Annotated in this window: 10 protein-coding genes; 8 read left to right on the forward strand and 2 right to left on the reverse strand. The window is 72.9% G+C overall.

The window, feature by feature from the left end; translation table 11 throughout:
* Positions 1–57: 57 nt before the first annotated feature.
* The 6 genes from ABTX81_RS14375 (at position 58) to ABTX81_RS14400 (ending at position 8,077) form a co-directional block, all read left to right on the forward strand.
* Complete coding sequence (locus ABTX81_RS14375; RefSeq protein WP_350544434.1) at positions 58–1,176, forward strand: hypothetical protein; 1,119 nt, start codon at positions 58–60, stop codon at positions 1,174–1,176.
* A gap of 134 nt (positions 1,177–1,310) precedes the next feature.
* Positions 1,311–2,747, forward strand: coding sequence for a pyridoxal phosphate-dependent decarboxylase family protein (locus tag ABTX81_RS14380; RefSeq protein WP_350544438.1), 1,437 nt, complete (start codon positions 1,311–1,313; stop codon positions 2,745–2,747).
* A 56-nt stretch (positions 2,748–2,803) separates the two neighbouring features.
* Complete coding sequence (locus tag ABTX81_RS14385; protein ID WP_350544441.1) at positions 2,804–4,222, forward strand: GNAT family N-acetyltransferase; 1,419 nt, start codon at positions 2,804–2,806, stop codon at positions 4,220–4,222.
* A gap of 403 nt (positions 4,223–4,625) precedes the next feature.
* A complete protein-coding gene (locus ABTX81_RS14390) occupies positions 4,626–5,888 on the forward strand; it encodes a MurT ligase domain-containing protein (RefSeq protein WP_350544444.1) in 1,263 nt (420 codons plus the stop codon).
* Between the two features lie 64 nt (positions 5,889–5,952).
* Positions 5,953–6,681, forward strand: coding sequence for a type 1 glutamine amidotransferase (locus ABTX81_RS14395; protein WP_350544446.1), 729 nt, complete (start codon positions 5,953–5,955; stop codon positions 6,679–6,681).
* A 370-nt stretch (positions 6,682–7,051) separates the two neighbouring features.
* Positions 7,052–8,077 carry a 6-phosphofructokinase gene (locus ABTX81_RS14400; RefSeq protein ID WP_350544449.1) on the forward strand — a complete coding sequence of 342 codons (1,026 nt, stop codon included), beginning with the start codon at positions 7,052–7,054 and terminating at the stop codon, positions 8,075–8,077.
* A gap of 121 nt (positions 8,078–8,198) precedes the next feature.
* On the opposite strand, the gene melC2 is transcribed toward ABTX81_RS14400, so the two are convergent.
* Both melC2 and melC1 read right to left on the reverse strand, forming a co-directional pair.
* Positions 8,199–9,026 (reverse strand): tyrosinase MelC2, encoded by an 828-nt coding sequence (melC2, locus tag ABTX81_RS14405; RefSeq protein ID WP_350544451.1) that lies wholly within the window; start codon positions 9,024–9,026, stop codon positions 8,199–8,201.
* 40 nt (positions 9,027–9,066) lie between these two features.
* Positions 9,067–9,480 (reverse strand): apotyrosinase chaperone MelC1, encoded by a 414-nt coding sequence (gene melC1 / locus ABTX81_RS14410; protein ID WP_350544454.1) that lies wholly within the window; start codon positions 9,478–9,480, stop codon positions 9,067–9,069.
* Positions 9,481–9,698: 218 nt separating this feature from the next.
* Here melC1 and ABTX81_RS14415 point away from each other — a divergent pair, with 218 nt between their 5' ends.
* Both ABTX81_RS14415 and ABTX81_RS14420 read left to right on the forward strand, forming a co-directional pair.
* Positions 9,699–10,694, forward strand: a complete 996-nt coding sequence (locus ABTX81_RS14415; RefSeq protein WP_350544456.1) for a 2-hydroxyacid dehydrogenase — start codon at positions 9,699–9,701, stop codon at positions 10,692–10,694.
* A gap of 199 nt (positions 10,695–10,893) precedes the next feature.
* Positions 10,894–11,862, forward strand: coding sequence for a cytochrome c oxidase assembly protein (locus ABTX81_RS14420; RefSeq protein ID WP_350544596.1), 969 nt, complete (start codon positions 10,894–10,896; stop codon positions 11,860–11,862).
* Positions 11,863–11,868: the final 6 nt, after the last annotated feature.

Raw genomic sequence — 11,868 nt, forward strand, 5'->3', positions numbered from 1 at the left:
CGTGCCGTCAGGATGGGGAGAGTCCCGTCCGTCTCGATCCGCCGGGGGATCTCCGTCATGCAACCGCGAGCCTTCGCGATCCTCACCGCCCTGCTGCTCGGGGTGCTCGGCCTGGGGTCGGTGGCCGTCACCGACTGGACCCCCGAGCCGGTCACCGCCGCGGTGGCGCCGGCGGACACCCCCGGGGCCGTCGCCGCGCCCGCCGGCACCGCGCAGCCGGCCGCGGGCGCCACCCCGACCGGGGACCCGGCGGTGTGGACCCGCTCGACGCTGCGCAACAAGCTGATGGCCGAGATGGAGGCCAGCGACCCCGGCGTCGCCCTGGCCGACCTCGACCGGATCACCAAGCAGCTGCCGTACACCGTCCGGTTCTGCCACCCGATCGCCCATGAGCTCGGCCACGCGGCGGTCAAGCGGTTCGACGCCGACTTCCAGAAGGTCATCTCCTTCCCGCACGAGACCTGCGCGGCCGGCTACCTGCACGGCGCCGTCGAGGAGATGCTCAACGCCTCCACCCAGCCCGAGACCGACCTGGTCAAGCTCTGCGCGCCCAAGAACAGCGGCCCGTGCATCCACGGCGTCGGCCACGGCACGATGTTCGTCGCCAAGCAGGACGTCGCCAAGGCCCGCGAGCTGTGCGAGAAGTTCACCTCCGACCAGAACCGGATCCGCTGCTCGGAGGGCCTGTTCATGCAGCTCTTCGGCCCGGACGAGGAGGACGAGAAGGCGAAGGCCAACCTCCCCGCCGACAAGCTCGCCCAGGACCCGCTCTACCCGTGCAAGGAGCAGCCCGCGCTGTTCCAGTCCGCCTGCTACTTCTACGCGCCGACCTTCTACCTCTCCTCGCACGACTACCCGAACCACCCCGAGGTGTACGGCGAGGCCCTGAAGTGGTGCCTCAACGGCAAGGCCTCCGGCGGAGCGGTGGACTGCAGCCGGGGCGTGGGCTCGCGCACCATGAAGTACAACCTGGACCGCGAGGACTGGGCCGCCCAGCAGTGCGCGACCGCCGCGGACGGCTGGCAGCGCAAGGCCTGCGCGGAGGGCCTGGTCAGCTACTACACGGTGAACTACACCGACGCGGGGGCGGCCGGCCGGCTCTGCTCCAAGTTCACCGACAAGGAGATGCAGGGCTACTGCCGCTCGGCGAGCGGTCTGTCCACCTCGCTGGACTGACCTCACCGGACCGGCCTCGCCGTCCCAGCTGTCGGGCCCGCGCCGCACGGCGCGGGCCCGTTCCGTAGGATCACGGGCGATCCGGGTGCGCCGAGGACGCCGCGCCACCAGGCCCGCACCTCCCGGAGCCGCACATGACCTCCGACGACTTCCGCGCCGCCGCGCACACCGCCGCCGACCTGGCCGCCGACCACCTCGCCGGGCTGGCCGCCCGCCCCGTCTGGCAGCCGATGGACGACGACGCCCGCCGCACCCTGCTGGACGCCCCGCTGCCCGCCGCCGGGCGCCCGCTGGCCGAGCTGCTGGAGGCGGTCGGCCGCGACGTGCTGCCGTACCCGATGGGCAACGGCCACCCGCGGTTCTTCGGCTGGGTGAACTCCGCCCCGGCCCCGGCCGGCGTGCTCGCCGCCTTCACCGCCGCCGCGATGAACCCCAGCTCGGCCGGTGGCGACCACGCCGACGTCCACCTGGAGCGGGCGGTGGTCCGCTGGATCGCCGAGCTGGTCGGCTTCCCGCACCCGGCCGGCGGCGGACTGCTCACCTCCGGCACCTCGATGGCGACCATCGTCTGCCTGGCCGCCGCCCGCGACCGGGCCGCGCGCGCCGCCGGGTGGGACGTCCGCGAGGACGGCCTGGCCGGGATGCCGCCGCTGGTCGGCTACGTCACCGGCGAGACCCACTCCTGCGTCCGCAAGGCCGCCGAGCTGCTGGGCCTCGGCAGCAGGCACCTGCGCACCGTGGCCACCGGCCCGGACGGCCGCCTCGACCTCGCCGACCTGCGCGCCGCGGTCGCCCGCGACCGGGCCGCCGGACTGCTGCCCTTCCTGGTGGTCGCCTCGGCCGGCACGGTCGGCACCGGTGCGGTGGACGCCTTCGACCCGATCGCCGACCTCTGCGCCGAGCAGCGGCTGTGGCTGCACGTGGACGGCGCCTACGGCGCGTTCGGCGTGCTCGACCCGGTGATCGCGCACCGCTACGCCGGGCTGGCCCGGGCCGACTCGCTCGCCCTCGACCCGCACAAGTGGCTCGGCGTCCCGGTCGACTGCGGCTGCGCACTGGTCCGCGACCCCGCCGGGCTGCGTGCCACCTTCAGTCTCGTCCCCTCCTACCTGCGCGACGAGGCGGCCGGCGAGCTCGGCTGGTTCTCCGAGTACGGCACCGAGCAGACCCGCCCGTTCCGCGCCCTCAAGGTGTGGGCCACCATCGCCCACCGCGGCCGCGACGGCCTCGCCCGGGACATCGCCCGGACCACCGCACTCGCCCGCCGGCTCGGCGAACTCATCACCGAGGACCCCGGGTTGGAACTGCTCGCCGAGGTCCAGACGTCCATCGTCGCGTTCCGCCTCCGCCCGCCCCACCTCACCGAACCCGCCCTGGACGCCCTCAACCGCGAGCTGCCCGCCGCCGTCCAGCGCCGCGGCCGCGCCTTCGTCACCGGCGCCCGCCTCGCCGGCCGCGAGATGCTCCGCGCCTGCCTCCTCAACCCCGCCACCACCGAAACGGACCTGCGGATCCTGCTCGACGAAGTGAAGGCGGCCGGGCGCGGGGCGGCCGATGGACGGCACCATTAACCGTCAGGTCACGGGGGATTCGTGATCGTGAAACACCGGAGCGGCAGATTGATGGCATGGAGCACCTGGAGCAGCCGAAGCCCGAGACCGTCCACTCCCCGAACCCCTCCCGGGCCCAGCGCCGCGGCGGCCGTGGCCACCGGTGGCGCCGTGACGCGGTGGAACTCGCCGCCGTCTTCCTCTCGGTGACCGCCGCCGACCTGGTGGCCAAGCTCGTGGTGCACGGGCCGGACGGGCCGGTGGTGCTCGCCGCGTCCGCCACCGCGTTGCTCGCCACCGCGCTGTTCCACAGCTGGTGGTCGCACCGGCACCAGTTGCACGGACCACCCGGGCCGGACGCGCCCGCGCCACCGGCCGGGCCGGCGGTGCGGGCCGAGCCGCTGAAGGGGCCGCTGCACGACTTCGAGGAGACCGCGCTGTGGCGGGTCCGCACCACGGTGCGGGACTCCCCCGGCAGTCTGGCCCGGGTCTGCGCGGCCTTCGCGGCGCGGCAGGTGAACATCGTCTCGATGCAGTCCCACCCGCTGCCGTCCGGCGCCGTGGACGAGTTCTTCGTCCGCGCGCCGCGCTCGCTGGCCCGGGCCGACCTGGCCGCGCTGGTGGCCGGGGCCGGCGGGCAGGACATCTGGACCGGCCCGGCCGACGCCCACGACCTGGTGGACGTGCCGACCCACGTGCTGGCGCTGGCCACCCGGACCGCGCTGGACGCCGCCGAGCTGCCGGTCGCGCTGCGCCGGCTGTTCGGGCAGTGCAGCATCCGGCAGTACCCGGGCGGTGCCGCCCGCGGCGGCGCCGGGGTGGACGGGCACGTGCTGCGGCTGCCGGTGCCCTCCGGGGACCTGATCGAACTCACCCGCCCGCAGCTGCCGTTCACCCCGACCGAGTTCGCCCGGGCGCAGGCGCTGGTCGAGCTGGACACCCTGCTCGGCCCCCGGGTGCCGGACGTCCGGTCCCGGCTGAGCCTGCCGGCCGGCGCCGACCTGACCGTGCGGCGCGCGGACGCGGACGACAAGGCGGCCGCGCTGGCGATGCACCACCGCTGCTCCCCCGACGCGCTGCGCAAGCGCTACCACGGGCCGGTCCGGGACGCCGACCGCTACCTGGACCACCTGCTGGACGCCCGGCACGGCCAGACCCTGGCGGTCGAGGCGGCCGACGGGCGGATCGTCGCCCTCGGGCACCTGATGTGGGACGACGACAGCGCGGAGGTGGCGGTGCTGGTCGAGGACGCCTGGCAGCGGCGCGGGCTGGGCCTGGACCTCATGCGGCGGATGTCGGCGCTGGCCCTGGAGGCGGGGGTGGACACGGTGTACGCGGTCACCCAGTCGTCCAACTCCGGGCTGATCGCCACCATGCGCCGGCTGGCGGCGCCGCTGGACTACCAGGTGGAGGAGGGGACGCTGGTCATCACGGCGCACCTGGCGGAGGCGGCCGAGGAGCTGCCGGTGCCCTGGCAGACGCGCCCGGGCCGGTGAACGGGACTGGTGAACGGGACTGGTGAACGACGCAGGTGAGCGGGGCCGGTGAGCGGGGCCGCTGGGTCTGGTAATCATCCGGTCATTTCTTCACCACACCCTCACCAAGGCCCCCTCCCGCCCCGGGCCGGCCGGCCCCCCGCACCGGCCGGCCCGGGGCGCGCGCGGAACCGCCGCGCCCCGCTCACGCGTCCACGACGGCGAACGGCCCCTCCGTACACCGCCGGTCCCGACTCCGCGTCAGGCCCGCCCGAGCGGGCTCTCCGGGCACGTCCCAGCAGGCGGCGCGGGGTCCGGGGCGCCGAGCCCGGCGGCGGAGTCGGTAGGCTGATCCCGTCCCCGCCGCCCCACGGCCCGCAGTCCGGCCCCCGGGCGGTGCCGCAGCAAGGAGGAACCACTGAGCATGGCAGGCACCGAATCGGAGCCCACAGGCGCACGCGACGCCTCGCTGCCGGCGCGCGCGAAGATCGCGGTGACCGCCGGCAAGGTGGCCGCCGCCGTCTCCCGCAAGGCCGGGCGCGGCAGCGGCTCGGTGATCGGCGGCAAGGTCGCCCTGAGGCTCGACCCCGATCTGCTCGCCACCCTCGCCGAGAACCTCGACGTGGTGCTGGTCAGCGCCACCAACGGCAAGACCACGACCACCCGCCTGATCGCCGAGGCGCTGCGCGCCGCCGGCCCGGTGGTCTCCAACGCGCTGGGCGCCAACATGCCGGCCGGCATCACCTCCGCCCTGGCCGGCGGCTCGGACGCCCGCTTCGGCGTCATCGAGGTCGACGAGAAGTACCTGGCGATGGTGGCCCGGGACACCCGCCCCAAGGCGATCGCCCTGCTCAACCTCTCCCGCGACCAGCTCGACCGTGCCGCCGAGACCCGCATGATGGCGGAGAAGTGGCGCGAGGGCCTGCAGGACACCGAGGCCGTGGTGATCGCCAACGCCGACGACCCGCTGGTGACCTGGGCCGCGTCCTCCTGCAAGAAGGTGGTCTGGGTGGCCGCCGGACAGGCGTGGAAGGAGGACGCCTGGTCCTGCCCCGCCTGCGGCGGTGTGATGCAGCGCCCCGGCGACGACTGGTTCTGCCAGGAGTGCGGCTTCCGGCGCCCCAACCCGCACTGGGCCCTGCAGGGCACCCACGTGATCGACCCGCAGCGCGGCGCCTGGCCGATCCAGCTCCAGCTGCCCGGCCGGGCCAACCTGGCCAACGCCACCAGCTCGGCCGCCGTCGCCGCCGTCTTCGGCGTCTCCCCGCAGGTCGCGCTGGAGCGGATGCGCTCGGTCACCGCGGTGGCCGGCCGCTACGACGTCGTCCAGTACCAGGGCCGCGACATCCGGCTGCTGCTGGCCAAGAACCCGGCCGGCTGGCTGGAGACCTTCTCGCTGATCGACGGCCCGCCGACCCCGGTGGTGCTCTCGGTCAACGCGCTCGACGCCGACGGCACCGACACCTCCTGGCTGTGGGACGTCGACTACGAGCGGCTCGCCGGACACCCGGTGTTCGTGCTGGGCCAGCGCAAGCTGGACCTGGCGGTGCGCCTGGAGGTCGCCGGGCTGCAGTTCCACGTCGTGGACTCGCTGGAGCAGGCGGTCCGGATGGCGCCGCCCGGCCGGATCGAGGCGATCGCCAACTACACCGCCTTCCAGCAGCTGCGGAAGGTCGTGGCCGGCTGATGCCGGACCGCCACCGAGCAGCCCCAGCAGCCCACCGCACGTACGTCATGGAAGGCCTTCGAGGATGAGTGAGAGCAGCCTGCGCGTGGTCTGGGTCTACCCCGACCTGCTCAGCACCTACGGCGACCGGGGCAACGCCCTGGTCGTGGAGCGCCGGGCCCGCCAGCGCCATCTCAACGTGACCCGGATCGACGTCCGCTCCGACCAGGCGGTGCCCACCAGCGGCGACATCTACCTGATCGGCGGCGGCGAGGACCGTCCGCAGCGACTGGCCGCCGAGCGGCTGCGCAACGACTCCGGGCTGGTGCGGGCCTCGGAGAACGGCGCGATCATCTTCGCGGTCTGCGCCGGCTACCAGATCCTCGGCCACGAGTTCGTCAACGACCTCGGCCAGCGCGAGCCGGGCCTCGGCCTGCTGGACGTCTGGACCACCCGCGGCGAGGGCGAGCGCTGCGTCGGCGACGTGCTGGCCGACGTGGACCCGCAGCTCGGCCTGCCGCAGCTGACCGGGTTCGAGAACCACCAGGGCGTGACCCACCTCGGCCAGGGCGTCAAGCCGCTGGCCCGGGTCACCGCCGGCCGGGGCAACGGCACCGGCGACGGCACCGAGGGCGCCTTCCGCGAGACCGTCTTCGGCACCTACCTGCACGGTCCCGTGATGGCGCGCAACCCCGCCGTCGCGGACATGCTGATCAAGCTGGCGCTGGACGTGAACGCCCTGCCGCCGGCCGACACCACCTGGTACGACGCGCTGCGCGCCGAGCGCATCGCGGCCACGACCCGCCCCGCGTAGCACGTCCCGCGCCCGTCGGACCCGGGTGCCCGCCATGCGGTCACCCGGTCCACCGACGGGCCGGAACGTACGACAATGGGGCTGCCCCTCCCCGGGGCTGCCGGCTGCAACCCTCCTCGGCAGCAGGCTGCACTTCCACGCGGGGGCGCCGACGGCGCCGCTCCCGCGTCGGCTCCTGCCCGGCCGGACGCAGGGGCCGTATGCTCGGAATCCACGGCCGTTTCCGGATGATCTGTCCGGATCGGCCGGTCCTTCACCCGGCGGCCATCTCCGCGTCAACCCGGCGCGGGAAGGGCTCGCTACGGTGGCGGTCCGTCGTCCCAGCCTGTAGTCCGGCCGTTCCTCGGTTCTGCTCGGGAGTTGCAAAACAATGCGTATTGGAGTGCTGACCAGCGGCGGTGACTGCCCCGGCCTGAACGCGGTGATCCGCTCCGTGGTCCACCGGGGGGTGGTCGACCACGGCGACGAGATCATCGGGTTCGAGGACGGCTGGCGCGGTTTCCTGGAAGGGCACCACCGGCCCCTGACCCTCGACTCGGTGAGCGGCATCCTCGCCCAGGGCGGCACCATCCTCGGTTCCTCCCGGGTGCAGCCCAGCCACCTGCGCGACGGCGTCGAGCGTGCCAAGCAGTACTGCGCGGACCTCGGCCTGGACGCGGTGATCCCGATCGGCGGCGAGGGCACCCTGAAGGCCGCGAAGCTGATGAGCGACGCGGGCCTGCCGATCGTCGGCGTGCCGAAGACCATCGACAACGACATCGCCTGCACCGACGTCACCTTCGGCTTCGACACCGCCGTGTCGGTCGCCACCGACGCGCTGGACCGGCTGAAGACCACCGCCGAGTCCCACCAGCGGGTCATGGTCGTCGAGGTCATGGGCCGGCACACCGGCTGGATCGCGCTGAACGCGGGCATGGCGGCCGGCGCGCACGCGATCGTCGTCCCGGAGCGCCCGTTCCACATCGAGAAGCTCACCGCCGTCGTGCGGGAGCGCTTCGACCGGCAGAAGAAGTTCGCCATCGTGGTCTGCGCCGAGGGCGCCAAGCCCGAGCCCGGCACCATGCACTGGGAGGAGGGCACCAAGGACATCTACGGCCACGAGCGCTTCACCGGCATCGCCACCCAGCTCTCCCGCGAGCTGGAGCACCGGCTCGGCAAGGAGGCCCGTCCGGTGATCCTCGGCCACACCCAGCGCGGCGGCACCCCGACCGCCTACGACCGGGTGCTCGCCACCCGGTTCGGCTGGCACGCGGTGGAGGCCGTCCACAAGGGCGCCTTCGGGCACATCACCGCGCTGCAGGGCACCAGCATCAACCTGGTGCCGCTGGGCGAGGCGGTGGCCGAGCTGAAGACCGTGCCGGCCGACCGCTACCTGGAGGCGGAGACGGTCATCTGACCGTTCCCTCCCCGAAGGACCGGAGCCCCGGCCCCCCGAGCGCGCGAGTCTCGGGGGGCCGGGGCCGTTCTCGGCAGCCGCCCTGCCGGGAGCGGGGTCCGTCGACGGACGGGTCGCCGGATCAGTAGCCGGTGTCGTAGGTGTAGGTACCGCTGTGGTTGAGCATGTCGGCCGGGGAGACGGTGTTCCACGGCTTCATCGGCTCGTTGAGGTCGACCACGTCCGGCGTGCCGGCCGTCGGCAGGTAGGTCTTGGTGGGGTTGCGCTTCTGCCACTCGGACCAGAGCTTGTCGACGAAACAGTGGTGCAGCCAGAACACCGGGTCGTTGGGCGACATCCCGGTGGCCATCTGGCCGCCCACCCAGACGTGCACCCGGTTGTGCAGGTTGACCCCGCGCCACCCCTCCAGGTTGTTGCGGAAGCCGGTCGAGGAGCTGTTCCACGGCGCGGCGTCGTAGGTGGTGATGGCGAGCACCGACTCGGTGTCGGGGCGAGTGGGCAGCTGGGCCACCCCGGTGCCGAGCTGGCGGCGCAGGTAGGTGCGGCTGTCGGTGTTGACGTTGAGCCGCCAGTTGCCGGTGGAGAAGGCGAACGGCCCGGTGGTCACCTGGCCGTCGCCGGCCCGCCCGTTGCCGCCCATGAAGTCCGCGCCCCACAGGCCGGAGGTCGCCGAGCGGTCGGCGGTCCAGTCCCAGTACGGGAGGGTGACGCTCGGGTCGACGGCCTGCAGCGCCTGCTCGAACTCCAGCAGGTACTGGCGGTGCCAGGGCAGGAAGGACGGCGAGCGGTGGCCGGTGCGCTCGCCGTTGTCGACGTCGCTGAGGATGAACTGGTTGTGGGTGGTGACGAACGGGTCGTAGCCGCCGTTCGCCTTGAGCGCCAGCACCGCGTTGACGAAGGCGCGCTTCTCCTGGGCCGTCAGGGTCGCCTGGTTCTTGCGGACTCCCATGAGTCCCCCCTCTTGTGGTGGATGTCGGGTGGTGGCCGGATCAGGCGGTCGTGAGCGGGACGAGCGTGGCGCCCTGCAGGTCGTTGACGGCGGCCCGGGCGAGCGCGCGCGGCGTCGCGAAGGTCTGGTAGTGGTTGACCACGCTGATCCAGGTGCCGTCGGCGTTGCGCATCATGTGCAGTTCGTCGCCGTCGATCCGCACCTCGTAGCCGGTGCCGGTGCCGGTGCCGCCGTGCTGGTGGCTCCCCCCGTCGACCGGGCGGCCCTGGATCCGCCGGCCCTGGAAGATTTCGTCGAAGCTGTCGGAAGCGCCGGGATCGGCGGCGGTGGCCGCCCCTCCTCCCGGGCCGGCCACGCCGATCACGACCGTCCCGCCGGCGACGGCCAGGGCGGCCGCGGCCCCCTGGAGCATCCGCCTGCGGGTCAGCTCGGTGCCGTGGGTGTCCTCGGACATGCTGAATACCCCCTCGTGTGCCTCAGCTTTTGTTAAGGCACAGTTCACAAACGATTGGTGAATCGTCAATCAAAGGCGATTTCTTGATCGGAATCGCCATTTCGATGCTCGCAAGGGTTTTTGACCTAGGGAACAGCCGATCGGCGGGGGTACGGAGGGTTGCGCTCACATCCGGACATCTTTTGCCGCGCCTTGACCCATGGCCCAGAGTGGACCGCATGGAGATCCTCGCGTACGGCGTGCAGGCGGACGAGCGGCCGCTGCTGGAGAAGGCCTTCGCGGACCGGCACGAGCTGCGCTGCCTGTCCGTCTTCCTCAACCGCGACACCGCCCCGCTCGCCGCCGGCTACCCCGCCGTCAGCAGCAGCGTCAACGACGTCCTCGACGCCGAGACGCTCACCGCCCTCGCCGCGGGCGGCACCAAGCTGATCGCCCAGCGCTCCACCGGCTTCAACAACATCGACCTCGACGCCGCCGCCGACCTCGGCCTCACCGTCGCCCGGGTCTCCCACTACAGCCCGTACGCGGTCGCCGAACACGCCTGGGCCCTCGCGCTGGCCGTCAACCGGCGCCTCACCCGGGCCGCCAACCGCTCCCGCGAGTTCGACTTCCGCCTCGACGGCCTGCTCGGCCGCGACATCCACGGCATGACCGTCGGCGTCATCGGCACCGGCAAGATCGGCGAGTGCTTCGCCCGCATCGCGGCCGGCTTCGGCACCGAACTCCTCGGCTGGGACATCGCCCCCAACCCCGCCTGCCTCGACCTCGGCATGACCTACACCGAACTCCCCGAACTCCTCACCCGCGCCGACCTCATCAGCCTCCACGTCCCCCTGCTCCCCGCCACCCACCACCTCATCGACGGCGCCGCCCTCGCCCGCATGAAGGACGACGCCATCCTCGTCAACTCCAGCCGCGGCGGCCTCGTCGACAGCGCCGCCCTGGTCGAGACCCTGCGCGCCGGCCGCCTCTCCGGCGTCGGCCTCGACGTCTACGAGGAGGAGACCGGCGTCTTCTTCACCGACCGCTCCATCCAGGGCATCACCGACGACGTCCTCGCCCGCCTCGTCACCTTCCCCCAGGTCCTCGTCACCAGCCACCAGGCCTACTTCACCCACACCGCCGTCGGCCAGATCATCGCCACCACCGCCCGCAACATCGACGACCACGCCGCCGGCCGCACCAACGAGAACACCCTCGTCCCACGGGCCTGATCCCGCGATCCGTCCCGGCCTCGCTCGGCCGTCCGGCCGGAGGCGGCGGCTGGCGGGGCCGGGCGGGGCGGGGGTCGGGGGGTGGGGCGAGGTAAGGCCCGCCTAGGCTGTAGGGCGAAGCAAAACGGGCGAACCGGACCCGATCAGGGGACGTGACGAGGGAAAGCAGGACCCGCCGATGGGCGACGGAATGTCAGGCATGCACCACCACGGCGGGATGACCGAACTCGGCCCCTTCTCGCTCTCCAACGTGCTCACCTGGTCCCCCGACTGGGTGTTCCTGATCGGCAGCCTGGCCGCGCTCGCGTTGTACGTCACCGGGGTGGTCCGGCTGCGGCGGCGCGGCGACAGCTGGCCGGTCGGGCGGACGGTGGCCTGGGCGCTCGGCGTCGGCACGGTGATCCTGGTCACCTGCACCGGGCTGAACGACTACGGCATGGTGCTGTTCAGCGCGCACATGATGCAGCACATGGTGCTCTCGATGCTGTCGCCGATCCTGCTGCTGCTCGGCGGGCCGATCACGCTGGCGCTGCGCGCGCTGCGGCCGGCCGGCAAGGGGCGCCCGCGCGGGCCGCGCGAGCTGCTGGTGGCGCTGCTGCACTCGACCTACATCAAGGTGGTCTCGCACCCGGCGTTCACCATCCCGCTGTTCATCGCGAGCCTGTACGGCGTCTACTTCACCCCGCTGTTCGACTTCCTCATGCAGTACCGGCTCGGGCACATCTTCATGATGGTCCACTTCCTGGCGACCGGGCTGGTGTTCTTCTGGCCGATCATGGGCGTGGACCCGGGCCCGCACCGGCCCGGCCATGTGATGCGGATCATCGAGCTGTTCATGGGCATGCCGTTCCACGCGTTCTTCGGCGTCGCGGTGATGATGGCCAACCACCAGCTGGTGAACACCTTCACCACCGAGGGCGCGCCGCCCGGCACCGACCTGCTGGCCGACCAGAAGCTCGCCGGTGGCATCACCTGGGCGTTCGGCGAGATCCCGACCGCGATCGTGCTGATCGCGCTGGTCTACCAGTGGATGAGCTCCGAGCAGCGGCTCTCCCGCCGCCGGGACCGCGCCGAGGACCGCAGCGGTGACGCCGAGCTGGCGGCGTACAACGCCTACCTGGCCTCGCTGGACCAGCGCAGCCGCCGGCCCGCGGCCGACGCCGGCTGAGCCGGC

Source organism: Kitasatospora sp. NPDC097605, from assembly GCF_040302725.1.
In the GTDB taxonomy this organism is placed as follows: Bacteria; Actinomycetota; Actinomycetes; order Streptomycetales; family Streptomycetaceae; genus Kitasatospora.

Coding starts and splice junctions, on each gene's coding strand:
- ABTX81_RS14375 (WP_350544434.1), top strand. CDS start 58: ATGCAACCGCGAGCCTTCGCGATCCTCACCGCCCTGCTGCTCGGGGTG.
- ABTX81_RS14380 (WP_350544438.1), top strand. CDS start 1,311: ATGACCTCCGACGACTTCCGCGCCGCCGCGCACACCGCCGCCGACCTG.
- ABTX81_RS14385 (WP_350544441.1), top strand. CDS start 2,804: ATGGAGCACCTGGAGCAGCCGAAGCCCGAGACCGTCCACTCCCCGAAC.
- ABTX81_RS14390 (WP_350544444.1), top strand. CDS start 4,626: ATGGCAGGCACCGAATCGGAGCCCACAGGCGCACGCGACGCCTCGCTG.
- ABTX81_RS14395 (WP_350544446.1), top strand. CDS start 5,953: ATGAGTGAGAGCAGCCTGCGCGTGGTCTGGGTCTACCCCGACCTGCTC.
- ABTX81_RS14400 (WP_350544449.1), top strand. CDS start 7,052: ATGCGTATTGGAGTGCTGACCAGCGGCGGTGACTGCCCCGGCCTGAAC.
- melC2 (WP_350544451.1), bottom strand. CDS start 9,026: ATGGGAGTCCGCAAGAACCAGGCGACCCTGACGGCCCAGGAGAAGCGC.
- melC1 (WP_350544454.1), bottom strand. CDS start 9,480: ATGTCCGAGGACACCCACGGCACCGAGCTGACCCGCAGGCGGATGCTC.
- ABTX81_RS14415 (WP_350544456.1), top strand. CDS start 9,699: ATGGAGATCCTCGCGTACGGCGTGCAGGCGGACGAGCGGCCGCTGCTG.
- ABTX81_RS14420 (WP_350544596.1), top strand. CDS start 10,894: ATGCACCACCACGGCGGGATGACCGAACTCGGCCCCTTCTCGCTCTCC.